The sequence below is a fragment of the Amycolatopsis panacis genome (genome assembly GCF_003600245.1).
GTDB lineage: Bacteria > Actinomycetota > Actinomycetes > Mycobacteriales > Pseudonocardiaceae > Amycolatopsis > Amycolatopsis sulphurea.
Genome location: NZ_QZFV01000010.1, coordinates 135,028 through 160,744 on the forward strand (window position 1 = coordinate 135,028; position 25,717 = coordinate 160,744).

Here is a 25,717-nt window from a genome sequence, read left to right on the forward strand (position 1 = left end):
CGATCCGATGGGCCGCTGCGCCCTGGCGGGCGCGCGGAAACCCGACCGCCGTTGTTGATCTTGAAAGCCGGGAGTTGCTCGTGTGCGGGGGGTTGGGATGCTGACGATCGCGAATGGTTACTCGGTCAAGTACCTGACCGATGAGGTCGCGAAGGGGCGGGAGAACTACTACACCGACGCGGTGGCGGCGGGGGAGCCGCCGGGCCGCTGGTATGGCGGCGGGGCGGAGAATCTCGGTCTTGTCGGGCTGGTGGACGAGCAGGACATGCGTGCGGTGTTCGAGTCGTTTGTGGACCCGCGGGATGAGGCGTTCAAGGATCCGACGCGGTGGGGCGAGGCGTCCACTCTCGGCCACACCGGCCGGAAGTATCCGACGGAGGACGAGTTGTACGCCGCGGCGTTGGACGCCGAGCCGGGGGCGACCGCTGAACGCCGGACGGAACTTCGGCTCGATGCGGGCAAGCGCGCGCGGAAGAACGTGGCCTTTTTGGACGCGACGTTCAGTGTTCAGAAGTCGGTCACTGTTCTGCATACGGCGTTCGAGGCGCAGCAGGTGAAGGCTGAACGGACGGCGGGTGAGCTGTCGGACGCGCTCGCCGCGGGGGCCGGGTCCGGCATGGACGCGGAGGCGCTGGCGGAACTCGCGCGCCGCCGCGATGAGGCGGTCGCGGCCGCGGCGGCGTGGCGCGAGCATCGGGACGCGGTCGAGGACGCGATCTGGGCCGGGAACCGTGCCGCGCTGGACTACCTGTCCGAGCACGCCGGCTATTCCCGGGTGGGGCATCACGGCGGCGCGGCGGGCCGGTTCATCGACGCGCACGACCTGGTGGTGGCGTCGTTCTTCCAGCACGATTCCCGCAACCACGATCCGCAGTTGCACATCCACAACGCGATCCTCAACCGTGTGCAGGGCAGCGACGGGAAGTGGCGCACCATCGACGGGCGTGCCCTGTACGCGCATCGCGGCGCAGCGGGCGCGGTGGGGGAGCGCACCACCGAGGAACACCTGGCGAAAGCCCTCGGGGTGCGGTTCGCGTCGCGCCCGGATGGCAAGTCGCGTGAGGTGGTGGGGATCGACCAGCGGGTGATGGACTTGTTCTCCTCGCGGCGGCGGGCGATCACGACGAAGACCGCGACCCTGGTGGAGGCGTTCGAGGCGCGGTTCGGGCGCGCGCCGAACAGCTTGGAGCTGGATCGGTTGCAGCGGCAGGCCACGTTCGCGACCCGCAAGGCGAAGTCGCACGACGGGGAGAGCACCGAGGCCCGGCTGCAACGGTGGGACCGGGAGCTGCGCGCCGAGGTCGCCGACGGGCTGGCCGGGGTGGCCCGCGGGGTGCTGTCGCTGTCGCGCACGACGCGGGACGCGGTGACCTGGTCGCCGGAGGAGGTCTTGAAGACCGCGTTGGCGGACGTGCAGTCGACGAAAGCCGGGTGGACGGCGCCGGATCTGACCCGCGCGATCAGCGACGCGTTGCCGGATCAGCTCGGCGACCTGTCCGGTGCGGAGGTGGCGCGGCTGCTGGACACGCTCACCGCCGAAGGCGTGAAGCTGGCGACGCCGCTGCACGCGGCCCGGCCGGGTACGGCGGTGCTGCCCGATGAGTTGAAACTGGCCAACGGGCAGTCGGCGTACGAGGCGCCGGGGCGCGCGCTGTACGCGACGCCGGAGCATGTGCGCACCGAACGGGCGCTGGCCATGGCCGCTGCCCGCGGTGGCGCACCCGCGCTCGACGCGCCGGCCGTGGAGACGTTCGTCGCCGCGCTCGCCGACATGGGTGTGGTCCTCGGTGCTGATCAGGCCGCGGCGGTGCGTGGTGTGCTGTGTTCCGGGGCGGCGTTGGAGTCGCTGGTGGGTCCGGCGGGGACGGGGAAGTCCTTTGTGGTCGGTGCGCTGGCGAAGGCGTGGGCCGACCCCGGGTTGTGGGAGGGCCAGGCCCGCAACGTCGTCGGGCTGGCGTCGAGTCAGGTCGCCACCGACGTGCTCGCCGGGGAAGGGTTGACGGCGCGCAACATCACCCGCTGGCTGGGTGCGCAAGCGAAACTCGCCGAAGGCTCGACCCACCCGGAGCACCTCGCGTGGAAACTCGGCCCGGGGGACCTGGTGGTGGTGGACGAGTCGGCCATGGCCGACACCGCCGATCTGGCCCGGATCCATTATTACGCGCGGGAAGCGGGCGCGAAGCTGCTGCTGACCGGGGACCACCGGCAGCTCGCCGCGGTCGGCGCCGGTGGCGGTATGGAACTGATCGCCGAGGCCGGTGCCTCGTATGAGCTGACCGAAGTTCGCCGGTTCCATGCCCGGTGGGAACGGACCGCGTCGCTGCGGCTGCGCGACGGCGACGCGAGCGTGCTGGCCACCTATCACAAGAAGGGCCGCCTGATCGACGCCGGCACCCGCGAGCAGGCCGAGGCCAGCGCGGCGAAGGCGTGGCTGGGGGACACGCTGGTGGGGAAGCGGTCGCTGCTGATCGTGGACACCAACGAGCAGGCCGCGCACCTGTGCGCGGAACTGCGCCGCGAACTGGTCCGGCTCGGCAGGGTCGCCGAGGACGGGGTGCCGCTGGGGATGCAGGGCACCTACGCCGGGGTCGGGGACCTGATCCAGGCCCGCAAGAACGCGTGGCACCTGGCCGGGTTCGAGAACAACCCCGAAGCGCCGGTGAACCGCAAGCAGTACCGGGTGATCGAGACCCGCGAGGACGGCGGCCTGGTCGTGGCCCGTGTGCTGGGCCGCGAGGACGGGATCGGGGAGGTCCTGGGGAAGCGGATCGTGCTGCCCGGGTCGTATGTGCGTGAGCACGTCGCGCTCGGCTACGCCTGCACCGTCCACTCCGCGCAAGGCATGACCGTGGACACCAGCCACGCCGTCGCGACCGACACCACCGGGCAGGAAGCCCTCTACGTCGGGCTCACCCGCGGCCGGGACACCAACACCGCCCACGTCGCCACCCTCACCGTCCCCGCGGGCGCACCGGAGGGTGCCGCGCTGGACGCGGTGAAACGGAACCCGTCCTCGGTGCTGGCCGCCGCGTTCGACGGCGCCGGCCCGCAGCGCTCGGCGCTGCAGGAGGCCACCGAGTCCGCCGCCGACACCGGCGCCATCCGTACCCCGGCCGAACTCCTGGCGGATGCGACCGAGCTTGCCACCGCCGGGCGGACCGCGCGATGGCTGGATGAACTGGTGCAGTCCGGGAAACTGAGCACCGAGCAGCGCGCGCGGATCGCGTCCGAAGACGGCGCACCGACCCTGACCAGGCTGCTGCGTCGGGTGGAGCTGGCGGGGAGGAAGGCCCGCCAGGTCCTGGAAGACGCGGTCACCACGCGCAGCCTGACCGGTGCACGCCAGCTGACGAACGTGATCCACCACCGCATCACCGACCAGGGCGCGCTGGACCCGGTCGGCGACTCCTACACCGACTGGCTGCCCCACGTTGAGGACCCGCAGTGGGCTGCCTATCTCACCCACCTCGCCGTGACCGCCGACGACCGCCGCCGCGATCTGGCCCGGCAACAGGCCGCCGAGCCTCAGCCCTGGGCGCTGGAAGCTTTCGGCCCCGTACCGGAGGACAGCGACCAGCGTGCACTGTGGATGGAGCGGGTCGCTGCGGTGGCCGCCTACCGGGAACTGACCGGCCACGACGACGCGGACACCGCGCTGGGACCCGCCCCGAAAGCCGGGCAGGTCGAAACCTACGCCGCGTGGCGTGCGGCGTGGCGGGCGCTGGGCCGCCCGGAATCCGGGCGGGACGAGCTGGAAATGAGCGACGGGCAGCTACTGGTGCGGGTGCGTGCCTGGGAACGCGAGAAGAACTGGGCACCGGAGTTCGTGAACAACGAACTCGCCGGGATCTACCAGACCATCACCGCGAAACGCCAGGAAGCCGCCCGCCTCGCCGCCGCGGCCGGAGCAGCCGGCGCGGCCGGTGACGTCCCGGAAACCCTGCGGTTGCAAGAGCAGATGCGGGACTGCCACGCCCTGATCGAGGTCCTGTCTCGGCGGGTCACGGAACTGGAGAACGCCGACGACGTCCGCGGCCTCTGGTACGCCCACACCGCCGACACCCGCGCCGCCGCCGACCGCGCCCGCGTCGAACTGTCCTCCCGCAGCGTCACCGCCGAACCCGCCCCGGCGGTCACCGTCGCCGACTGGCTCGCCGCCCACCACGAGGACGCTGCCATCGAGGACGCGCACCGTACGGTCGCGGCCGAACACGACCTCGCCGACCTGGCCGCCGAACGCGACACCACCGCGCGGACCGCGACCCTGACCGCGGTCCCCTGGCCCGAGGCCGACATCGACACCGACCCCGGCGCCGAGATCAGCCCGTGGCCGACCATCGACCCCGACGCCGCCGAGGTCACCCACGAGGACCTGCAGGACCCGGTGGAAACCGAGGTCGTGGACCTGCGCGACACCGCGGCCGGGGAAACCCCGGTACCCGACTCCGAAGAGGTCCGGGTGCCCTCCGCCGCCGAAACCGCCGCCACGATCGAGCGGGCACAGCGCGCACTACGCGAAATCGAGGCCCGCCAAGCGGTCGAGGACCAGCACGCCGCCGAAGAAGCCCACGCCGCCGAACTGCACCGCCGCCACCGCGCCGACGAAACCGCCGCCGCGGTGAACGACGACGACGCGGTGGCAGCGTGGTGACCCTCCTCAGCCGCCCGGGGTGCCGGCCGGGATCTCGACCGGCAGGATCCCGGACTTGTGCCAGGCCCAGGAGAACGTCCGGTGCACCGATAACGCCCAGCCCGGACGATCCTGCAGCCACAGCGGGACCGGCCGCCGGAACAGCAGCACATCGGCCGCGATCGCTTCAGCCTCGATCGTTTCCTCATGCGCCAGCCCGAACCTGCCGGTCACCGGCGCACCCGCCAGATACGGTCGCTGGCCGGTAGGGCGCACGGTCGCGCAGGCCAGCCACCGGCAGGTCTGCGCGACACCGAACAACGCCCAGCTCCGCGGATCGGCGTCCAACCCCTGCTCGGCCACGTACCACACACGCGCGAATTCCCGCACCGGCACCCGCACGTTCCGCCTCGGGATGTTGTCGACATCGGCTCCGGTCAATTCCATACCCCCGATGGTGACACCCGGCACCGACAAAAAACACCAACCCGAACGGGGCAGGTCGCCTGCACACACCGTTCGCCTGTACCGATACCGCCCTCTGCGGGCGGAACAAGGTCCGCGCAAGCGCGGACAGCGCTTTTCTGCTTCGCAGCCCGGCTTAGCACGGCCCCACCTCACGATCAAGGGGTCCGGAAAACTTGGGAACCCACAAAAAGCGCGTGGCTTCCCAACTTTTCCGGCCTGATCCCTTGATCGCGAGCCTCCGGGGCCGCGCGGGGCGCCGATAAGGGCGACGGGTGAAGCCGTCGCCCGCCCTGTCGGGCAGCGAAGAACACCACCCGACACAGCAGAACGCGGCTACACGAAAGGGAGTCCACCAATGGCAGCGAAAAAGGCGAAGCAGAGCGAGGACCAGCTGGCAGCACGGCACGGCATGACCGGCGAGCAGTGGCGGCACGCCAAAGTCCAGCACGCAGCGGCGAACAGTCGGGGAAAGCGCCCGGCGGGCACCGCCGAAGCGGAGACCAAGCTTGCCTCCTGGGGTGCCGTCGAGGGCCAGCAGCAGCTGTTTTCCTGCCAGCCGAACGGAAACCACTCGTGAGCGCCGGCGAACCGACGCGGGCTGGGCAGGCGGAAGCACCACCGCCTGAGAACCCTTCACCGGTCGCGTCCACCGATACCGCCCTCTGCGGGCGGAACAAGGTCCGCGCAAGCGCGGACAGCGTTTTTCTGCTTCGCAGCCCGGCTTAGCACGGCCCCACCTCACGATCAAGGGGTCCGGAAAACTTGGGAACCCACAAAAAGCGCGTGGCTTCCCAACTTTTCCGGCCTGATCCCTTGATCGCGAGCCTCCGGGGCCGCGCGGGGCGCCGATAAGGGCGACGGGTGAAGCCGTCGCCCGCCCTGTCGGGCAGCGAAGAAAGACAAAGACCACCCGACCACCGCGGAAACCGACACAACACCGGGAGTCCCGATGAGCGCACAGAAGAACACCAAAGACCAGCAACTGCGGAAAGACCTCGCCCGCGCGACCGCGCACATGGTCGAACTCCGCCAGCGGCATTTGAAATACGACACTTCGTATTTCAAGGGTTACGTCGATGGCCTGGAACTGGCGTTGCACGCCCTCCACGTCTGGACCGACGGCGAGTTCGGCGCCGACTACATCACCACCACCAACACGGACGAGGACGCGCAGCGATGACCAGTTGGGTCACGAGCCTGATCGCCGTCGGCGGCACCCTCGCCGGCGCGGCGACGACGAACCTGCTGCAAACCCGGGTCAACCGGGCACAACGCCGCGAAGCCCTCCAGGAGGACAGGCGCGCCGAACTGCTGACCGCGGTCAGCGAACTCGTCTCGGCACTGGCCGTGCACCGGCGAACCATGTGGACGCTCGGCCAGCAGCCCGACGACCCCGACGCCCGCGCCGCCGCCCACGAAAGCCGAGCCGCGATCACCGCCCCGCTCGTCCGCGTCGGCGTCCTCGCCCCGGACCTGCTGGCACCCGCCAAACAGGCCGAACGCGCCGTCTACGCCATGCGCAACCCGCCCGACACCGACACCCTGTCCCGCCTCCGCGAGGAGGCCCTGAACGCCAGCGACCACCTCGTCGACCAGGCCAGCCGCACCTTCCACCAGCTCGACACCCTCGCTCACCGCACGCGGTGAACACCGCCCACCACGGAACAGGAGTCCCGATGACCATCGACCCCGCTCACACGCTGTCCGCCGAGGTGCTGCGCGACCTCGCCCGCACCTGCCGAGCCGAGTACCTCGCGCACGCCACCCGCCACCCCGACGACCCGGACACCGTCGTCCCCGCTGGCTGGTACGTGCACGCCGGCGAGAGCTACGCCGACGGCGGCAGCCAGCTCACCCTCCACATCGAGAACGCGCACGACGCCGAGGGCAACGACCTTGCCGAGCACGTCGCCGCGTTCCTCGTGGCAGCCCTGAAAACCACCGCACACGCCACCCAGACCCCAGCCGAGCCGACCGAGGACGCCGCCGAGCCGACGGGCACGCTGGAACAGCAGTTCGCCGACGCGCTCGGCGCGGCGTTCCCGAAAGACCTGCACGAGATCGCCAGCTCCGACGCCTACGGCGCCCTCAAGTACAAAACCCTGCAGCGCTGCCAGGACACCGGCGAAACACCCCGGCAAATCCTGGCCGGCCTCAGCCCCAGTGACCGGGCATTCGTCGCCCGCGCGAACGACCCCGCCGCCTTCCTCGCCTCCCGCGTCGCCGACTGATCACAAAGGACACCTGAGATGCGACTCAACGACCACGCACGCGAACTCCTGGGAGACGCCGGGATCAGCCCGGCCGAATGGGCACGCCGCAACTACTACGCCAACGGAGAGTGGGGTGGCGACGCCTGCGGCTGCCCCGATGACCGCTGCATCGGCTACCACCACGAGGACGACGAGGCCTGCGGGTGCCTGCCCGCGCTGCTCGACACGGAGCAGGAACGGAGCTCCAAGAACATGACTGAGAAGCAGTGGCCCCGCACCGACGCCGACGTCGCAGCAACGGTTCGGACGGCGGTGGCGACACGGCGTGGCAGCCGCGCGCACAACATGGACGCGGCGGCGACGTTCCGCTCGTCGGCTGGGATAGTCACCGCTGCCGTGGTCGACGGTATCGGTAACGACGCGGCCGGTGCCGAGACGATGCGGGAGCTGGCGCGTATCGCCGTACGGATCGGTGCGGCCAAGGGTGCGCTGGCGGGTGTGCTCGCTGCCGCCGCGTACATCGACGACCCAGGCATTGACGACTACCAGCCGGACGGTGTGCTGGTGCTGGCCCTGGCGGAACCGGGAGAGCCGACCAGCCTGGCCTGGGTCGGCGACTCGCACGCCTACGGCTGGGATGGCACGGCGCTCCGCCGGCGGACCGATCCGCACACGATGGGCGCCTTCCTCCGGCAAAACCCGGAAGCTGAGGAATTGGCGGTGCAGCACGACAACTGGGTGCGGCTCAGCCTGGACTCGGCGACGCCGACCACGGTGGCGCTGTCGGAAGCCCCGGCCGGCGAACTGGTGCTGCTGGTGTCCGACGGCCTGGACGACATCCCACTGCCGGAGCTGCAGATCCTTACCGCGCAGCACCAGCACGACCCGCAAGCGCTGGCCGACGCCGTCGTGGCCGCCGTCCCTCACCACGACGAGGGCTACCGCGACGACGCCACGGCCATCGTTCTCGCACCTGCCACCACCACCTGACCACCCTTCCCCACACGCGAGGCGGCCCTGCCGGAATGGCAGGGCCGCCTCCTACATTTCACGGGCTGGTGAGATCCTGGCCCGGGGATCGTCAACCCCGCGGCCACCACCGTGACCGACGTGGTGCCACCGCGACCGGTTGCCTGTCCTCGATCTCACGCTGGTGCGCGACGCGGAGTTCGTGTTCGGCGATCTCGCCACGCTCGTGCGCATGCGGCGGCTTGGCCAACGTGATACCCGCATCGGTCAACATGGTCAGATCCAGCGACCACGAGGCCTGTGAACGGCGCTGCCACACCTCGAACGCGTCCCGGACATGGTCCTGCGCGGCCTGCTCGCTCATGCCGGTCACCGCGCGCAGGTGCGCGAACGCGGCCGCGTCCCGGCCGCGGACCTGCGCCAGACCGTAATGGGTGGTCTGGTGGCAGTCGGTGCACAGGCAGATCAGCCGGACAAGCTTCTGCGTCAGAGTGGACGCGTCGAACGACCACCGCTCGTGCGCCTCCAGCCACCGCTTCGCGTCCCGGTCCTCGCCCCGCTCGCACGCCTCGCACTGGTACCGGGCACGACGAAGCAGCATGCGCCGCAACCGCTCCCAGTCCTGCACCGAGACGCAGTACCGCACGTTGGTGAACCAGCACGAACTCGGCACCAGATCGACAAACAGGCCCGACCCGAAATGACGGTCTTCCCCGGGCAGCAACTCCGGAACATCCTCACGGGCCGACCACCGCGCCAGCCCGGCGATCCCCGGCCGCGGCGCGTACCAGCGTTTCGCCCCCGGGTCCCAGCGCGCGCCGGCCGCTTTCGCCTCGTCCTTCTCCCCGAACGGCACATCCAGCCACACCCGATCCTGGGCCATCTTCCCCTCAATCCCACATCGTCCACCAGGTAACTACACCCAGTGTGCAAGCAGACACCGACAGGACCGGGGCGGTCCGCGACACGACAACCTGATCGGAGCAGCACGCCAGCCCGATCGCGTGCGCCGTAAGGCCTTCGTGCCTCGGGGCCCGAGTTCAGCGCGCGCCGGCGAAGTCGCCCCGGTTGCAATGATTCGAACACGAGTTCTACTGTTGGGCGGTCGGGTGAGCGGGGGGATGTATCCGACCCGACGTCACCACCTAAGGAGTGCCCGGATGGTTACCCGACACGAACGCAGCCTTGACGAGGCCGCGGTGGCCCGCCGGATTCGGGAGCATGCGGACGAAGTGCACGCCCGAGCAGGGCGTGTGCCGTTCTGGGAGGTGGACGCGACTGGGCCGGAGTTGACGATGCGGGACATGGACGGTGACCTGTTGATCACCTTTCACGGTATCCACGGTCCGGACATGGCCCGCTGGCTCGATCTGCTGGGCCAGACCGCTGGGTTGGTGCTTGCCGACCTGATTTACGCATCCGCCGGCACCGCGGCTCGCACATCGGGTCACAAGCTGCTGTTGCAACTACTGCAGGAGATGGGGCTGGAGCCGCGCCCGGCCCGCTATCGCCCTCGGTAAGACCCGGTTACCTCGCCGAATTCCACCGGGCGTCAAGGCGTTCGAGGATGCGCCGCCGCACGGCCAGCGGCGGCACCGTATCAGCCGTCGGCGTGGTGGCCATGGCCTGCCATGGCACCGCCGCCACCCGCATACCCCAGCGCTCGACCGCCAGGCCCCACAGACTGTCCGCGGCCGATCTCGGGAGCAGGGTGTGCACGGCCGTGCCAGGTTCGCCGGTCTCGACCAGCCCTCGCCACTCCAGCCAACGGCACCACTGCCTGGCCTCGCTCGTGTCGGCGGAAAAGGTCAACCGCACCCAGTCCTCAGTGATGGTCGCAGGCAGCTCGACAGGGACGTCCCCGCCGGGCCAGCCGAGGTGCTCGTCGAGTTCCGCCCGGAAAGCCCAGTCGGTGCCGGCGTCGACGGGCGCTGACTCGTCCCAGCCGACTCGGCGTCCGCCGCGGGTGTAGGTGCCGCCAGCGTGTTGGGCGAGCAAGGCTCGTGCGCGGCTGGGCCCGAACTCGGGGTCGGTGAAGCTGTGCGTGTACTGGCAGTGCAGGCTCCCGTCGGCGGTCACGACCAGCGGTTCGGTCTGGCCGCATGTCGGGCAGGCCACGGTGTGGCCGCCGATGGTGATCCGGCCGTGCACTCGTACGAAGTCCTCGGGGTCCATGGTGGTCATTCTGGGAGCTGGGCTGGGTCGAGGGTCAGCAGGACAGGGGCGTGGTCGGTGGCGTCGCCGACGAGTTCGTGGTCGAGGACCCGGACTGATCGGATGGCGGGGTCCGGCATCCGATGGGTTGCGTACCACCGGTCGATCCTGCGGGGCGGGTGCGGGTCAGCCGGATGGAAGCCGGTGGTCGGTGCCCACGCGGAGTTGGTGATCCGGGCGGCGTCCCGGAGCCGGCCGAGGCGTTCGAGCCGGTAGGCGGTGCTGCGGTCAAGTGTGCCGTCCGGCCCGTATTGATATGCGAAGACGGGGTGCCACTCCGCGGCCGGGTACGGGTCGGGGTCGTAGTCGACGTCGGTGCCGAAACCGTTCCAGTCCGCGACAGCAAGTCCGGGAGTGTCGTCTCCGTTCATTGCGCGCAGGACCTGACCAGCGTCTCGCCAGCCCCAACCCAGGCCGGGATCGAACGGGGACAACTGCCCACAGCCAACGCGCATCCGCCGGCCATGCGGGGCGAATACGCAGGTGACAAAGCTGTGCCACATCCCTGCCGGATCACGCTCGAACCGTCGTACCGACCCGGCGATCGGCGCCATGCCGGCCCGCCAGAACAGAGCCGCGTGGTGCACGCCGCCCCCCACAGCGAATACGACGTCGCCGTCCACCTCGCAGTACCGGTCAATAGCCGTGGCCAATCGCCGGACTCTCGTGGCCGCCAGATCGCGCTTGCCCGGATCGGTCGTGCCGGGTTCCTGCGGCCGGGCGATGATCTCCTGAACAGCGACGATGTCCGCGTCCAATCCAGCGATGAGGGCCTCTATCCGGGCAAACCGCTCTGTTTCATCACCGTCGTACAAGTTGAAAGCGTTGACCGAGGCGAGCAGCAGCTCACGCATCCGCGACGTCACCCGAGGCCTGGGCGGCGTACCGAGGACGCAGGCCGGCTCGCCCGCTCTCGTAGTGATCCAGGAATCGGTCAATCGTCGCTACCGTCACCGGATCAGGTCGAGACCTCCACGACGCGGGAGAGGTCACCGGGCCAGCGGGCAGCGGCAACCGTGGAACGAACACCACATGCCCGGAACCGCGGGAACGCAGCTCGTCCTGCGCGGCCAAGTCCACCAGCATCCGCTCGAACGCCGGCCACCCGACCCGCGACAGCAGTGCTTCCAACCGCCAGGTGCCACTGAACTCCCAGTCCGGCTCCTCGATATCCGGATCGAGCACCGGTTCCATCTCCGCCGCCACAAACGTCAGCACAGCAGCGACATCGTCCCCCGCAAGCTCATACGGCATCCGAACCATGTCCGGCACCTCCGGCAGCCGACAAACCGAGACCGGCGGCTCGAATCCAACGACAACCTGTCCCTCACCCATGCCGCGAGTCTGCCACGCACACAGCAAGCCCGCACCGAAGCAGAACTAGCTCGCCAGCACCGGCGCATTCCGGTCTCGACGCTTGCGTGAGGGTGGCGACTGGTGCCATGTGATCGCACGGGCCGAAGTCTCCGGACCGTTCGGCTGTCGAACGTCGACCGGCCGCCGCTGGAACAGCGGTTCACCTTATGGAGAAGATCCATTTCCCCATAGGCTTCGGGAGTCGCAGCAGCACCAAGAGTGACGAGTCGGGCGGCCCCTCAAGGCAAAGGAGGGGCCGCCCGCGAAGCTCGGAGCGCTCCAACGCTTCCAGCCTCGTTCCCTTGATGACCGGCACGAATCCGGCCGTCAGGGTCGCCGCTCTCCCTGTCCGCTTGCGCAGCCAGCACGCTCGACCGAGGACTTCAACGCCTGTCGCTCTCGACCGAGCTTCCTAAAAGAGGAAGGACGACACCATGACCATAAGGCCGGATCAGCCCAGCGTTCCAGAGCAGGACGCTCGATCGCGCTCGCCGCACGCCAGGCGGCCCAAACACGGCGATTTATCCACAGGAAGCCGCCATTCAGGTGAAAAAACTGTGGACAACTGTGAAGCTGGTTCTCGGCCGCCCACCGACGAGCGGCACGACGAGCGGCACGGCGCGCTGGTCTTCGCTAGTCGGATCCTGAGTAGTTGGGGCTATACCGCGCGCGTATCGGCCCTCATCAGCATCCTGCTAGCAATCCTGATATCAAGCATCGGTTTGATGCGCCTTACCATCGACGTCGGCCCCGTGCGCATCACCGGAACGCTCACGACCGGAGAGCCGCAGCGCTGACTGTCTCCGCTCGACCGAAGGCCGGCCCCCGGCCCCCGTCACGGGCTGGCCGGCTTTCGGTGAGCGTCGCCAGTAGCAGGCGAGTAGTTGATCACTGGGGGCCACGGTGGGTGCGAACCGTGGTCTAGAGCATCCACACAAGCCACTCCAGGCAGGCGCAAGGCCAGCATGATCAGCGTCGGACGTCCCAGATGGCGTCGGCCACTACTTTTGCAAGGTAAGGGCTACATGATTGCGCTTCGCGGCAGGCGCAATCATGTAGGGCCCGTCTCTTCCTGTCCGGTCGCAGCTTTGCTGCAGACTCGAATCTCAATTCACGTGCGACATGTGCGACTGGAGCAAAACATGCAATTAAAGAAGAGAAATTAACTGATAGTTCGCCCGCTTAATGACCTGCATTCGGCATACAATGTTTCTCATGTCGAACACAGAACACCGATTTACTCAGGCTGCGGGGGAAGGGGCGCCTGTCCTCCGCGAGATGTTGACGGTCGAGCAGGCGGCTGACTGGCTCGCGGTCAGCCGAACCACGATGTTCGCGCTCATCAGGGACGAGGTAGTACCCAGCGTCCTGGTCGGCCGCTATCGGCGCGTTCCGGCCGATGAGCTGACGGCCTATATCGAGCGGCTCGTCGCACAAGCGGGGAAGTTCTGACGATGCCCGCGAAGAAGCGACCCGAAGGGACGCGGGCGCCCAATGGTGCTAGCAGTATTTACCTGGGCGCGGACGGAAAATGGCACGGACGCGTCTCGATGGGCTTCAAGGACAATGGGGAGCCGGATCGCAGGCACGTCGAGCGTGAAGACGAGGGCGATGTAATCGCCGCTGTGCGTGAGCTGGAGCGGCAGCGAGATGCCGGAACCGCGCTTAAAGCCGGTTCGCGAGCCTGGACGGTTGAGACCTGGCTGACGCATTGGGTTGAGACGATCGCGGCCCCGTCTGTTCGTGAGAACACGGCTGCTGGTTATCGCACTGCCGTTTACAGGCACCTCATTCCCGGACTTGGTGCGCACCGGCTCCGTAGGCTGGAGCCGGAGCATCTGGAAAAGCTCTACTCGAAGATGACCGCTGCGGGTCTCAAGCCGGGAACGGCCCATCAGGTCCACCGGACCGCGAAGACAGCGTTCAAGATCGCAGGCGACCGTGGGCACATGACCAAGAACCCGGCGAGCCTGGCGAAGCCGCCGCGGGTCGACGAGGACGAGATCATTCCCTTCACGCCTGACGAGGGGAAACGGATCATTGCGGCGGCGGAGAAGCGGCGGAACGGTGCGCGGTTCGTTGTTGCGCTGGCCCTGGGTCTGCGGCGCGGCGAAGCTCTCGGCCTGAAATGGTCACGCGTAGACCGCGACGCCGGTCTGCTGCGCACACCTCGCCAGCTGCAGCGATACGCGTGGAAGCATGGGTGCGAGGACCCGCACGCGTGCGGTGAGCGGCTCCACAAGCGCAAGCCTTGCCCGTCGGGGTGCCGGCGGCACAAGCGTGCGTGCCCGCCGGTCTGCCCACCCGACTGTGCCGGGCACGCCGCGTCCTGCCCGCGCCGGCACGGCGGAGGGCTGCGCGAGGTCGACGTGAAATCCAAGGCTGGGCGTCGCACGGTCGGGATTCCTGGCCCGCTGCTGGCGATGCTGAAGCGGCAGAAGGCCGCCCAGGATGCGGAACGAGAGTTCGCAGGGACCTTGTGGCACGAGGGCGACTGGGTGTTCGCGCAGCCGACCGGGTATCCGATCGACCCGCGTATCGATCATGACGAGTGGAAGGCTCTGCTGGCCGAGGCGAAGGTGCGCGATGCCCGGCTCCACGATGCGCGGCACACGGCGGCGACGATGCTCCTGGTGTTGAAAGTGCCCCTGCCCGCGATCATGGAGGTCATGGGCTGGGGCGATGCCGGGGTCGCGAAGCGGTACGTTCACGTGCCGTCCGAGGTCGTCACCAGCGTCGCCGGCCAGGTGGGGGACTTCCTTTGGAGCGACGCCGACGAGAAGCAGCCTGACCCGCCCCAGCCAGACGCTGCCGCGATCCTTGCGCAGCTACAGCGCATGCTCGATACCGCGAAGGACTCAAACAGTCAGGACGGGGAGGAGCCGCCCGGCCTTCGAGTTGTCGTCTGAGCGAAACGGCTGAAGAGCCAGAGGCATGTATAACGGCTTGTACTGAGACGGAAACTGAGACGGCGGGCATGCTCCCTTCTGAGCAGCCCGCCGTTTTCGCTGGTCAAAACCTCTACCAAAGTCGGGATGACAGGATTTGAACCTGCGACCCTCCGCTCCCAAAGCGGATGCGCTACCAAGCTGCGCCACATCCCGGTCCCCGCGGCGTTCCCCGGGGGGTGTGCCGGTCAGCCTAGCGCGCACGCTAAGCTGGGTCCGCTCCCGGGTCACCGAGGGCGCTGCGGGTGTAGCTCAATGGTAGAGCCCTAGTCTTCCAAACTAGCTACGCGGGTTCGATTCCCGTCACCCGCTCCATTCCGGCCCGGGTCGCCGGGCCGGGCGCTCGATGCGGCGTCCGCCTCCAGGCGGGCCGCGATCACGTCCAGCAGCCGGTCGGTGTCGACCGGTTTGGTCAGGTAGTCGTCCGCGCCCGAGGCGAGGGTGCGTTCCCGGTCCTCCTCGGTGGCCTTCGCGGTCACGGCGATCACCGGCAGATCCTCGTGCGCGGCTTCGGCGCGGATGGCGGCGATGGTCGCGTTGCCGTCCAGCTCCGGCATCATCACGTCCATCAGCACCAGCGCGGTGTCCTCGTGCCGCTCCAGCGCACGGATCCCGGCCACCCCGGTGTCGGCGTAGATGACCTCCAGGCCGGCCTGTTCCAGTACCGCGGCGAGGGCGAAGACGTTGCGCAGATCGTCGTCCACGATCAGGACCTTCTCGCCGTCGAAACGCTTGGGCGCGCTGTCGGGTTCGGAGACGGTGATCGTGCTCGGCAGGACCGGCAGCTTCGGGGTGGGGCGCACCGGCACGGTGGGTGCGATCAGGTTCGCCGCGCCGACCGGCAGGAACAGCGTGAACGTGCTGCCACGCCCGGGCGTGCTCTGCACCCGCAGCTCGCCGCCGAGCAGCTCGGTCAGCTCCTGGCTGATCGACAGGCCGAGGCCGGTGCCGCCGTACTTGCGGCTGGTCGTGCCGTCGGCCTGGCGGAACGCGTCGAAGATGATCGCCAGTTTTTCCTCCGGAATGCCGATCCCGGTGTCCTCCACGGCGAACGCGATGATGCCCGCGGCCGCCTTCAGCGTCTCCTGCTCGACCTCCTCCGGTTCGGCGGTGCGGATGTGCAGCCGCACGCCGCCCTCGTCGGTGAACTTCGCGGCGTTGGACAGCAGATTGCGCAGCACCTGCTGCAGCCGGTGCTCGTCGGTGTGCACGCTGCCGGGCACCGGCGGGTCGATCCGCACCGCGAACTCCAGGCCCTTGTCCGCGGTCAGCGGGCGGCACAGCGATTCCACGTAGTTGACCAGCTCCTGCAGGGTCACATCGGACATCTGCAGATCCAGCCGGCCCGCCTCGACCTTCGCCAGGTCCAGGATGTCGTTGATCAGCTGCTGCAGATCGCTGCCCGCGGCGTAGATCGTCCGGGCGAACTGGATCTGCTTCTCGGTGAGATTGCCCTCCGGGTTCTCCGACAGCAGCTTCGCCAGGATCAGCGCGCTGTTGAGCGGCGTGCGCAGCTCGTGCGACATGTTCGCCATGAACTCGGTCTTGTACTGCGAGGCCACGGTGAGCTGCCCGGCGCGCTCCTCCAGCTCCTGTCGCGCCTGCTCGATCTCGATGTTCTTGACCTCGATGTCGCGGTTCTGCTGTGCCAGCAGCGCGGCCTTCTCCGCCAGCTCGGTGTTCGACCGGCGCAGCTCGCCCTGCTGGGCCTGCAGCTGCTCCGAACGCGCCCGTAGCTCCTGGGCCAGGCGCTGCGATTCGGTCAGCAGCGCCTCGGTGCGCGAGTTCGACAGGATCGTGTTCACGTTCACGCCGATCGTGTGCCGCAGCTGCTCCAGCAGATCCAGGTGCACGGGGGAGAACCCGTTCACCGAAGCCAGTTCCAGCACGCCGAGCACCTCGCCCTGGAACAGCACGGGCAGCACGATCACGTGCACCGGCGGCGCCGAGCCGATCCCGGAGGAGACCAGCGTGTAGTCCGGCGGGGCCTCGGTGACCAGGATCGTGCGACGGTCCACCGCGGCCTGCCCGATCAGCGATTCGCCGAGCCGGAAGCGCAGACCGGTCCGGGCCTGCGCGAGCCCGTAGGTGCCGATGCAGTCCAGCGACGGGCCGCCCTCGCCCCCCTCGTCCTCGTGCGCGATGAAGAACGCGCCCTGCTGCGCGCTCACCAGCGGGGCCAGCTCGGACAGGATCAGCGTGGCCACCGAGGACAGATCGCGGTGCCCCTGCATCCGGCCGGACAACCGGGCCAGGTTGGTCTTGAGCCAGTCCTGTTCGCGGTTGGCCGAGGTGGTCTCCTTGAGATTCGCGATCATCTGGTTGATGTTGTCCTTGAGCTCGGCCAGCTCGCCGGACGCGTCCACGGTGATGTGCCGGGTCAGATCGCCCGCGGTGACCGCGGTGGCGACCACGCCGATCGCCCGCACCTGGGTGGTCAGGTTGCCGGCCAGCTGGTTCACGCTCTCGGTGAGCCGCTTCCAGGTGCCGGACACGCCCTCGACCTCGGCCTGTCCGCCCAGCTTCCCCTCGGTGCCCACCTCGCGGGCCACCCGGGTGACCTCCGCGGCGAACGCGGAGAGCTGGTCGACCATCGTGTTCATGGTGGTCTTGAGCTCCAGGACCTCGCCGCGGGCGTCCACGTCGATCTTGCGGGACAGGTCGCCGCGCGCGACCGCCGTGGTGACCTGCGAGATGTTGCGCACCTGGCTGGTCAGGTTGTGCGCCATGAAGTTGACGTTCTCGGTCAGGTCCTTCCAGGTCCCGGCGACGCCGGGGACGCGGGCCTGGCCGCCGAGGATGCCCTCGGTGCCGACCTCGCGGGACACCCGGGTGACCTCGTCGGCGAACGCGCGCAGCGTTTCGACCATCCCGTTCAGCGTCTCCGCGAGCGCGGCGACCTCGCCCTGCGCGTCGATGGAGATCTTCTTCGACAGGTCGCCGTTGGCCACCGCGCTCGCCATCGTGGCGATGCTGCGCACCTGCACCGTGAGGTTGTCGGCCATGACATTGACGTTGTCCGTGAGGTCTTTCCAGGTCCCGGCGACGCCGGGGACGCGGGCCTGGCCGCCGAGACGGCCTTCGGTGCCGACCTCGCGGGAGACCCGGGTGACTTCGTCGGCGAAGGCCGACAGCTGGTCGACCATGATGTTGAGGGTGTTCTTGAGTTCGAGGATTTCGCCGCGGGCGTCGACGGTGATCTTCTGGGTCAGATCGCCCTTCGCGACCGCAGAGGTGACCTGGGCGATGTTGCGCACCTGACCAGTGAGGTTGCTGCCCATCAGGTTGACGTTGTCGGTGAGGTCCTTCCAGGTCCCCGCCACGCCGGGCACGGTGGCCTGGCCGCCCAGCTTCCCCTCCGTGCCGACTTCGCGGGCGACGCGGGTGACTTCGTCGGCGAAGGCGGAGAGCTGGTCGACCATCGTGTTCAGCGTCGTCTTGAGTTCGAGGATTTCGCCGCGGGCGTCGACGGCGATCTTCTTCGTCAGGTCGCCGCGCGCGACCGCGGTAGCCACCTGCGCGATGTTGCGGACCTGCGCGGTGAGGTTGTTCGCCATGAAGTTCACGGAGCCGGTGAGGTCGCGCCAGGTCCCGGCGACGCCCGGGACGGTCGCCTGCCCGCCCAGCTGACCCTCTGTGCCGACTTCGCGGGCGACGCGGGTGACTTCGTCGGCGAAGGCCGACAGCTGGTCGACCATCGTGTTCATGGTGGTCTTGAGTTCGAGGATTTCGCCGCGGGCGTCGACGGTGATCTTCTGGGTCAGATCGCCCTTCGCGACCGCGGTGGTCACCTGGGCGATGTTGCGCACCTGGCCGGTGAGGTTGTCCGCCATCTGGTTCACGGAATCGGTGAGCCCGCGCCAGGTTCCGGCCGCGCCGGACACTTCGGCCTGGCCGCCGAGCCGTCCTTCGTTGCCGACTTCGCGGGCGACGCGGGTGACTTCGTCGGCGAAGGCCGACAGCTGGTCGACCATCGTGTTCAACGTGGTCTTCAGTTGCAGGATCTCCCCGCGCGCGTCCACGTCGATCTTCTTCGTCAGATCACCCGCGGCCACCGCGGTGGCCACCTGGGCGATGTTGCGCACCTGGTCGGTGAGGTTGTCCGCCATCAGGTTCACCGAATCGGTGAGGTCGCGCCAGGTCCCGGCGACGCCGGGGACGCGGGCCTGGCCGCCCAGGCGTCCTTCGCTGCCGACCTCGCGGGAGACCCGGGTGACCTCGTCGGCGAACGAGGACAGCTGGTCGACCATCGTGTTGATGGTGTTCTTCAGCTCCAGGATCTCGCCCCGGGCGTCCACGTTGATCTTCTGTGTGAGGTCACCGCGGGCCACCGCCGTGGTCACCTGGGCGATGTTGCGGACCTGCTCGGTGAGGTTGTCGGCGAGGAAGTTGACCGAATCGGTCAGGTCGCGCCAGGTGCCGGTGACGCCGGGCACCTCGGCCTTCCCACCCAGCCTGCCCTCGCCGGCGATCTCGCGGGAGAGCCGGATGACCTCCGCGGCGAACCGGGACAGCTGCGCGAGCAGGCCGTTCACCGTCTTCGCCAGCTCCGCGTACTGCCCGCGCAGCGGACGGCCGTCCAGCTGCAGCGCCATCGGCTGGGACAGATCGCCCTCGGCCACCGCGCCGAGCACCCGGTCCAGCTCCACCACCGGCCGGCTGACGTCCTCCACCAGGCCGTTGATCGTCTCCACCGCGGTGGCCCAGCCGCCGGGGCCGATCTCGGCGCGCACCCGTTCGGTGAGCCGGCCCTCCCGGCCCACCGCGCCGCGCACCCGCATCAGCTCGGTGACCAGCCGCTGGTTGCGCTCGGCGATGTCGTTGAACGCGGACGCGAGCCGGGCGGTGAGGCCGTCGCCGTGCGCGACGAAGCGGCGCCGGAAATTGCCGTCCGCGAGGTCGTGCACCGCGGCCAGCAGCCGTTCCAGTGCGGCTTCCTCGCCCGGCGGGACCCCGTCCGCCCCGGCGCCGCCGGCCTGCTCTGGCGTCCGCCGCGAACTGCTTGTCATGTCTGCCGACCTTCCCACCACGCGTGTGCCAGCCATGGTCGTCGACCCAGCGTGCCACGGTTCGCCCTACACTTCGACCCAGTCCGCCCGCGCACGCTGTGCCAACCTTGAAGGACGAGGACCGCGAGGTCGACCCGGAGGCAGGAGGTTCGTGCATGGTGTCACGGCCCGCTCCGGCGTCGGCCCTGCCACCCGGCGCCGAACTGCCCGAGCACGCCGGATTCTGGCGTGCGGCGCTGGACGCCGTCCGTGACCCGGTGTTCGTGCGGGACCCGGCGGGGGCCTTGCGCTGGGCGAACACGGCCGGCGAACGACTGGCCGCGGGGGCCGCCCCGGAGTTCGTGAACGTGACCGAGACCACGGGAAAGGTTGGTACCGGGGGCGTGCTGCGCCCGGCCCGGATCGGCGCGCTGCCCGGTGGCTGGCAGGCATGGACGCTGCACGAGGGCGGTGGCCGCCGCCGTCCGGAGGATTTCCTCGCCGAGGCCGGACCGAAACTCGCCGCGGCTCGGGGCAGGCACGGCACCGCGCGGCTGATCGCCGAGCTGGCCGCGCCCGCGCTCGGGGACTGGGTGTTCGTGCTGCTGCCCACGACCCGGGGCCGCTGGGAGTGGTGGAGCAGCGGAGCCGGCCCACCCGGGCACGGCCGGATCCGGCGGGTGCCCGCGCAGGCCGCGCCGGTACTGGCCGGTGCCTTCGCGGCGACGTCGCGTCCCGAGGTCCGAGCGGTACCCGGCAGCGAGATCGACGCGCTGCCGTCGGTGGTCGCGGAGCAGTTCCAGGCGCACAGCGAGGTGTCGGTCACCTCGTTCGGCGGCCACGACGTGCCCGGCGCGATACTGATCGGCCGCCGGAGTGAGCCGGTGTTCGGCTCGGCGCAGCCGCGGGCGATCGAGGGCTTCGCGGAGGCGGCGGGCACCGCGCTCGCCAATGCGCACCGGTTCGCGTTGCAGGAGGAAGCGACCCGTGGGCTCGAATCCACGCTACGCCCGTCCCCGCCGGCTCAGGTGGAGGGCGCGAACTTCGACCTGTGGTACGAGCCCGCGGCTGGGGTGCTGGGCGTCGGCGGCGACTTCTACGACGTGCTGCGTCGCGAGGACGGAAGCGCGTTCGTGGTGGTCGGCGACATTTGCGGCAAGGGCGCCGAAGCGGCCGCGCTCACCGGCCGGGTCCGGCATTCCCTGGCCGCACTGCATCTCGTCGAGCGCGACGGCCGTACCCTGCTGCGGCTGCTGAACGAGCTGCTCATCGCCGGCGGCAGCAACCGGTTCGCCACGTTGGTGCTCGGCTCGGTCGCCGCCGTGGAGTCCGGGCTCGACGTCACGCTCGCCTCCGGCGGGCACCCGGCGCCGCTCGTCCTGCGCCGCGGGGGCGGGGTCGAGGAGGTCAGCGTGCCCGGCACGCTCGTCGGCATCTCGGCGCAGGCGAGGTTCGCCGAAGCGACCACGCACCTGGACGAGGGCGACATCTGCCTGCTCTACACCGACGGCGTCACCGAAGCCCGCAACCGCACCGAGTCGACCGAGCTCTTCGGTGACGAACGGCTGTTCACGGTGCTCGAATCCTGCGTGGGGCTGCCCGCGCATGAGGTGGTGGCCCGGCTGCGCGAGGCGGTGCGGGAATGGCTCGGCAATTCCGGCCACGACGACATCGCCGTACTGGCGATCGAGGCGGCTCCGCGCGCTGAATGACGCGTTGTGCTTGGCGCACTGCTTGATGCGGTGATTGATGGCCCCGAATGACGCAGTGATTGACGCGCTTTTTGATGCGGTGAAGACGCGGTGATTGATCCGGTGGGTGAGCGGGTACCTCCGGGGCGTCCGGAAGGTGGTTCGGCCGGGCGGATGGTGGTGGGGGCAGGGTCCCGGCAAAGTTGGTCGCGGACCCGTGATCAGCAGAGAGAGCCGTGGCTGCCCGACCGGTTTCGGGTCCGTGAGGGTGCCCCTGACGGACTCAGAGTCCGTGAAGGGGCCCTTCACAGCCCTCCGCAGCTGCGCAGGGCCCTCCACACCGACTTTGCCGGGGCCCTGGGTGGTGGGGGCTGCCGGTGCTTTTGTCGTTGTCCCTTTTGTCGTTGTCACCGTTGTTGTTGCCGTGCCGATGGCGTCGCGGCGCTGCTGTCGCAGGGTTGTTGCTGCGATGTTGCCGTTGTGCCGGACGATGGTGTCCTGCGTGGTCGATGGGGTCGTTTCCGGCACGGTGGACCACCCGGTCGGCTGACGACGGACAACGGGCTGGCGTCGTGCGCCGCGGCGCGGCACCCTTGTGGGTGCTGGGAGGGGACCAGATGACCGCGAACGCACGGCGGTATGGCCGCCAATGCCGGGAACAGTTCGAGCGCGGGGATGGAAAGACGCCGCCGGAATCCGTCGAGCCGGAGCAGCCGCGGGACAAGCCAGGCGAGGAGCCGGGGCCGGTCCCGGTGGCGGAGCCGCGCGGGGAGCGGTGAGGGGCGGCGTGGTTGCGGGCGGGTGCCGAGGACGGTTCGGTGCTCGCCGGGGGTGGTGCGGCCCGGTGCTCGCCGGACGGTGCGTCACGGACCGTTGCACGCGCGGTGGTGCCCGGGGTTTCAGGCGCGGCAGCCGGGGTTTCAGGGGTGCCGGGTGGTCGTCGGAGGGCGTGATGTCCGGTGCCGGTCGGGAAGCCGGCCGTCGTCGCACGATGGTGTCTCGCTGAGCCGGTGACGGTGCCCGGCGAAGTTCTGACGCTGCCTGCGGTGTGGAGCTTCACCACAGCCTGCTGAGCAGCGCGATGAGCATCAGGAGCAGGAAACCTCCGCAGCCCAGGCTGGTCAAGATCAGGAGTCCGCGCCAGGAGCACCCGGGCGGTCGACGACGAACCCGGAAGGTGCGAGCCGGGACGCCTGGGGATGCGACGTTGCGCCCCGGCACTGTGGGTGGCCGGAAGTCGCGACCCGGGAAGCTGCGGGACGGGAAGCCGCGGGACGGGAAGCCGCGGGACCGGATGCCGCGGGACCGGATGCCGCGGGACGGGAAGCCTTGGGACGAGCGTGATCGCCGTCGCGCGTGAGGTGGCAGGCGGGAGCCGTTGGACCGCCAGGCGGCATTGCACCCGGAGCCGTCCGGCAGCCAGGCCGAGCATCCGAGGAACACGCCGAAGCGGCCGCTTGCTCGGTACACCTCACCCCGGCGGCACCACGGGCAGCGATCCCCGATGCGGATCCGCGCCATCGCCATTCTCTCCGCAAAATTGCCGTACATGTACGGCAATTTTCTACCCGATATAGGTCGACAACGTCGACGGAGATGACGGCACAGGGCACGACGATGAGGCCGGGGACGTGTCTTGGCCTGGCTGTGTGCGTCGGAGGCGAGGTCCGATCGTCACGATGGGCGCGGTGGGTGGGGTTCGCTCACCACGCAGTGGTTCCGAGGTGACGGCCACCTCGCCGTGCGTGGGTCGGGAGTTGGTTCCTCGTAAGGGGCTGTTTGTCGAGGGTCCGTTTCGCCGTGTGAGGCCTGGCAGTCAAGGGAATTCGCAGCTACGCGGGCATTGCAGCCACGTGTCGCGGGCAAAGGCGCGGGGCCGAAGCGGGCGAAGGTCGACTCGCCACCCGAACTCGCCGAACACGCGGAACTCACCGAGTGCGTCGTGCGTGATAAGGCTGGGCCGGTCGGGTGATCTTCGGTCCGCCGGTTGTCTTCTCCTGTCCGTGCCGGGGCAACCTGGGGGCGGCCGGAACGTCCCCGCGGCATGAAGAGAGCCTTTCGGTGTGCTGCTGCGGTCCTGGCCGTGGTTGCGGCGATTTCCGTTGCTCCGCCGGGTGTTTCGGCTGCGGAGGGGTTCGCGCCGTCGTCGACGGGGTGGGTTGGTCCGGAGCGTGGCTTCGTGCTCGGATACGCGCGGTGCGGTGGAGGATGGTGCCCGCAGTTGAAGGCGACCGACGACGGCGGTACGCACTGGCGGTTTCTGCAGGCGCCGCCGGTGCCGTATCCGGACAACCACAATCGCGTACGCATTGTCGCGGCGGATGATCAGCATCTGTACGTCACCGACGGAACGGAGATCCGGGCGACTCGAGACCAGGGCAAGCATTGGTACGCGGTGGGGCTCGCGGGGGCGGCGGCGAAGCGGTACGTGGCGAAGGTCGTCGAGTTCGCGGGACGGAGTTTCGCGCTCGTCACCGGCGACGGTGGGGCGGCGAACGTGTACGCGGGGGCGGCTGGTGCGCCGGTGCTGACCCCGGCGCCGGGGCTCCGCATCGAAGGCGAGAACACTGGGGGCGATCTGTCGGTGCGCGGCGGGCTGCAGATCGTCCTCGACGCGGATCACCGCGCCGAGCGGTACTGGACTTCCCACGACGGCGTCGCGTTCGCCACTGCGCCTTCGCCATGCCCCGCGGGAGAGAACGCGAGTCTGGGCGGGGTGCAGGACGGGCAGGTGACCGCCTTGTGCAACAGCGGACCGGCGGTACCGCAGCCGGGGCACATGATGCGTGAGCTGTGGCGTGCACGGCGGTTCGGCGGGATCTTCAGCGGGACCGCGGCGGCGCCGAACACCGGGATCACCCTGTCCTTCGGCGCGGCCACCGCGGAATCGGCGACGGTCGCGGCCGAAGGCGGTGCCGCGGAATTCCTTCACCACACCACCGACGGCGGCCGCACCTGGAGCACCACAGTGCTGAGCGAGCACGGGTACGGGGTGGCTGACCTGGCCTTCCCGGACAACCGGATCGGCGTACTCGTGGAAGGCCTGCCGGACGCCGAATCGGGTGCCCGGCTGTACCGCACCACTGACGGTGGGCGTACCTGGCACCCGTTGGCCCTCGGTTGAGCCGCATGGGGGACTGGGGTCTCACCCAGGAACGCACTGTCGTAACCTGAACACTGTCCGTTGCTGACGGTGGCACGGAGCGGCCTTGGGTAGGGGGCAGTTTCAGGATGATCCGGGCGAACCTGAGGTCCGGTCCCGCGACGTTGTGGGACATGGACCGGCCCAGTCTCGCCCGGTTCGCCGATGCGCTGCTCGGCGGCCACGACCACTACGGCTGTGACCGCGCGCTGCTGCAACGGCTGCTGACCGTCGCCCCGTACGCCCGCGAAGTGGCCCAGGAACGGCGTCGGTGGCAGCTGCGCGTGCTGCGGCACCTGATCCGCAGCGAGGGCGTGGACCAGTTCCTGGATCTCGGGTGCGGGATGCCGACCACGGACAACACGCACCAGGTCGCGCAACGACTGCTCCCCGGCGCGCAGGTGGTCTACGTGGACCACGACCCGGTCGTGCAGGTGCACGGGCGAGCCGTGCTGGAGGAGAACGAATGCGTGCATGTGACCGGGCCGGATCTCACCGATCCCGGTGCCACGCTGGGGGATCCGATCGTCTACCGGCACCTCGACTTCGAACGGCCGGTGGCGCTGCTGCTGTGCGACGTACTGCACCACGTGCCGTGCCTGGAGCACGCGCAGTACGTCGTGCGCAGCTACGTCGACCAGCTGGCGCCCGGGTCGTTCGTGCTGATCACGCATGATCGCCTGCCTCCGGACAAAGCTTGCGTGGCGCTGGCCCGCGATCTGGACCGGGTGCTAGGCGAGGCCGGGCTGGGCAGTACCCGCCGGGACCGGGCCGGGATCGTCTCCCTGTTCACCGGGCTTGAACTGATCGAACCCGGCGTCGTCCCGCTGCACGAGTGGTGGCCGTGCGGTCCGCGGCTGCTTCCGGTGAGCCACCAGCATCTCCTGAGCCTCGGCGGAGTAGCCGCCAAACGCTGACCGCCGCCCGGACTGAACCAAAGGCTGTGAAGGGACCCTTCACAGCCCGAGAGTCCAGGGTGTCGGCAAAGTCGGTGTGGAGGTCCGTGAAGGGACCCTTCACAGCTGGACAGGCAGGCTCAGGCGGTACAGGTCGCGCGGAACAGCGTGGCGCCGCGGACGTTCGGCACGCCGAGTACTG

20 protein-coding genes and 2 tRNA genes are annotated in these 25,717 nt (G+C 69.4%); 15 read left to right on the plus strand and 7 right to left on the minus strand.

Going from position 1 to position 25,717, the window contains the following annotated elements:
- The first annotated feature begins 97 nt into the window (after nucleotides 1-97).
- On the plus strand, nucleotides 98-4,651 hold the full coding sequence (gene mobF / locus D5S19_RS01070; RefSeq protein WP_120021444.1) for a MobF family relaxase: 4,554 nt from the start codon (nucleotides 98-100) through the stop codon (nucleotides 4,649-4,651).
- 6 nt (nucleotides 4,652-4,657) lie between these two features.
- Here the strand turns inward: mobF and D5S19_RS01075 are convergent, their stop codons facing one another.
- Nucleotides 4,658-5,077 (minus strand): hypothetical protein, encoded by a 420-nt coding sequence (locus tag D5S19_RS01075; RefSeq protein ID WP_120021445.1) that lies wholly within the window; start codon nucleotides 5,075-5,077, stop codon nucleotides 4,658-4,660.
- A 376-nt stretch (nucleotides 5,078-5,453) separates the two neighbouring features.
- Between D5S19_RS01075 and D5S19_RS01080 the strand changes: the two genes are divergently transcribed.
- The 5 genes from D5S19_RS01080 to D5S19_RS01100 all read left to right on the plus strand — a co-directional run bounded on the left by D5S19_RS01080 (nucleotide 5,454) and on the right by D5S19_RS01100 (nucleotide 8,301).
- Nucleotides 5,454-5,675, plus strand: coding sequence for a hypothetical protein (locus D5S19_RS01080; RefSeq protein WP_120021446.1), 222 nt, complete (start codon nucleotides 5,454-5,456; stop codon nucleotides 5,673-5,675).
- Between the two features lie 372 nt (nucleotides 5,676-6,047).
- Nucleotides 6,048-6,278, plus strand: a complete 231-nt coding sequence (locus tag D5S19_RS01085; RefSeq protein ID WP_120021447.1) for a hypothetical protein — start codon at nucleotides 6,048-6,050, stop codon at nucleotides 6,276-6,278.
- On the plus strand, nucleotides 6,275-6,745 hold the full coding sequence (locus D5S19_RS01090) for a protein kilB (RefSeq protein WP_120021448.1): 471 nt from the start codon (nucleotides 6,275-6,277) through the stop codon (nucleotides 6,743-6,745). The genes D5S19_RS01085 and D5S19_RS01090 overlap by 4 nt, the downstream gene beginning before the upstream one ends.
- Nucleotides 6,746-6,774: 29 nt before the next feature.
- Nucleotides 6,775-7,329 (plus strand): hypothetical protein, encoded by a 555-nt coding sequence (locus D5S19_RS01095; protein ID WP_120021449.1) that lies wholly within the window; start codon nucleotides 6,775-6,777, stop codon nucleotides 7,327-7,329.
- An 18-nt stretch (nucleotides 7,330-7,347) separates the two neighbouring features.
- The gene (locus tag D5S19_RS01100) at nucleotides 7,348-8,301 is read left to right on the plus strand and encodes a SpoIIE family protein phosphatase (RefSeq protein ID WP_120021450.1); all 954 of its coding nucleotides are present in this window, start codon (nucleotides 7,348-7,350) and stop codon (nucleotides 8,299-8,301) included.
- A 91-nt stretch (nucleotides 8,302-8,392) separates the two neighbouring features.
- On the opposite strand, the gene D5S19_RS01105 is transcribed toward D5S19_RS01100, so the two are convergent.
- Entirely contained in the window at nucleotides 8,393-9,163 is a 771-nt protein-coding gene (locus tag D5S19_RS01105; protein WP_199730246.1) for a DUF5710 domain-containing protein, read from the minus strand.
- 277 nt (nucleotides 9,164-9,440) lie between these two features.
- On the opposite strand from D5S19_RS01105, the gene D5S19_RS01110 reads away from it, so the two are divergent.
- A complete protein-coding gene (locus tag D5S19_RS01110; protein WP_120021451.1) occupies nucleotides 9,441-9,800 on the plus strand; it encodes a hypothetical protein in 360 nt (119 codons plus the stop codon).
- A 7-nt stretch (nucleotides 9,801-9,807) separates the two neighbouring features.
- On the opposite strand, the gene D5S19_RS01115 is transcribed toward D5S19_RS01110, so the two are convergent.
- The 3 genes from D5S19_RS01115 to D5S19_RS01125 are packed head-to-tail and all read right to left on the minus strand — an operon-like array spanning nucleotide 9,808 to nucleotide 11,757.
- Nucleotides 9,808-10,455, minus strand: coding sequence for a hypothetical protein (locus tag D5S19_RS01115; RefSeq protein ID WP_147397302.1), 648 nt, complete (start codon nucleotides 10,453-10,455; stop codon nucleotides 9,808-9,810).
- Nucleotides 10,456-10,460: 5 nt separating this feature from the next.
- Nucleotides 10,461-11,348 carry an exonuclease/endonuclease/phosphatase family protein gene (locus tag D5S19_RS01120; protein WP_120021453.1) on the minus strand — a complete coding sequence of 296 codons (888 nt, stop codon included), beginning with the start codon at nucleotides 11,346-11,348 and terminating at the stop codon, nucleotides 10,461-10,463.
- The gene (locus D5S19_RS01125) at nucleotides 11,341-11,757 is read right to left on the minus strand and encodes a hypothetical protein (RefSeq protein ID WP_120021454.1); all 417 of its coding nucleotides are present in this window, start codon (nucleotides 11,755-11,757) and stop codon (nucleotides 11,341-11,343) included. Before D5S19_RS01125 ends, D5S19_RS01120 begins: the two co-directional genes overlap by 8 nt.
- A 527-nt stretch (nucleotides 11,758-12,284) precedes the next feature.
- Here D5S19_RS01125 and D5S19_RS01130 point away from each other — a divergent pair.
- The 3 genes from D5S19_RS01130 (at nucleotide 12,285) to D5S19_RS01140 (ending at nucleotide 14,759) form a co-directional block, all read left to right on the plus strand.
- The gene (locus tag D5S19_RS01130; RefSeq protein WP_147397303.1) at nucleotides 12,285-12,647 is read left to right on the plus strand and encodes a hypothetical protein; all 363 of its coding nucleotides are present in this window, start codon (nucleotides 12,285-12,287) and stop codon (nucleotides 12,645-12,647) included.
- A 418-nt stretch (nucleotides 12,648-13,065) separates the two neighbouring features.
- Complete coding sequence (locus D5S19_RS01135) at nucleotides 13,066-13,302, plus strand: excisionase family DNA-binding protein (protein WP_233573644.1); 237 nt, start codon at nucleotides 13,066-13,068, stop codon at nucleotides 13,300-13,302.
- A 2-nt stretch (nucleotides 13,303-13,304) separates the two neighbouring features.
- Entirely contained in the window at nucleotides 13,305-14,759 is a 1,455-nt protein-coding gene (locus D5S19_RS01140; RefSeq protein ID WP_120021457.1) for a tyrosine-type recombinase/integrase, read from the plus strand.
- 121 nt (nucleotides 14,760-14,880) lie between these two features.
- Here D5S19_RS01140 and D5S19_RS01145 read toward each other — a convergent pair.
- A tRNA-Pro gene (locus D5S19_RS01145) sits at nucleotides 14,881-14,954 on the minus strand.
- 85 nt (nucleotides 14,955-15,039) lie between these two features.
- Here D5S19_RS01145 and D5S19_RS01150 point away from each other — a divergent pair.
- Nucleotides 15,040-15,113: transfer RNA gene (locus D5S19_RS01150), tRNA-Gly, on the plus strand.
- Here D5S19_RS01150 and D5S19_RS01155 read toward each other — a convergent pair.
- Nucleotides 15,065-19,807: a HAMP domain-containing protein gene (locus D5S19_RS01155; RefSeq protein ID WP_120021468.1), complete on the minus strand. Its 4,743-nt coding sequence runs from the start codon at nucleotides 19,805-19,807 to the stop codon at nucleotides 15,065-15,067. The two genes, D5S19_RS01150 and D5S19_RS01155, sit on opposite strands and share 49 nt — an antisense overlap.
- Nucleotides 19,808-19,962: 155 nt before the next feature.
- Here D5S19_RS01155 and D5S19_RS01160 point away from each other — a divergent pair, with 155 nt between their 5' ends.
- The 4 genes from D5S19_RS01160 (at nucleotide 19,963) to D5S19_RS01175 (ending at nucleotide 25,536) form a co-directional block, all read left to right on the plus strand.
- Entirely contained in the window at nucleotides 19,963-21,498 is a 1,536-nt protein-coding gene (locus tag D5S19_RS01160; RefSeq protein WP_120021458.1) for a PP2C family protein-serine/threonine phosphatase, read from the plus strand.
- 596 nt (nucleotides 21,499-22,094) lie between these two features.
- Complete coding sequence (locus D5S19_RS31860) at nucleotides 22,095-22,256, plus strand: hypothetical protein (protein WP_158605454.1); 162 nt, start codon at nucleotides 22,095-22,097, stop codon at nucleotides 22,254-22,256.
- Nucleotides 22,257-23,698: 1,442 nt separating this feature from the next.
- Nucleotides 23,699-24,601, plus strand: coding sequence for a sialidase family protein (locus D5S19_RS01170; RefSeq protein WP_233573645.1), 903 nt, complete (start codon nucleotides 23,699-23,701; stop codon nucleotides 24,599-24,601).
- A 152-nt stretch (nucleotides 24,602-24,753) separates the two neighbouring features.
- The gene (locus tag D5S19_RS01175; protein ID WP_233573646.1) at nucleotides 24,754-25,536 is read left to right on the plus strand and encodes an SAM-dependent methyltransferase; all 783 of its coding nucleotides are present in this window, start codon (nucleotides 24,754-24,756) and stop codon (nucleotides 25,534-25,536) included.
- Nucleotides 25,537-25,717 lie beyond the last annotated feature (181 nt).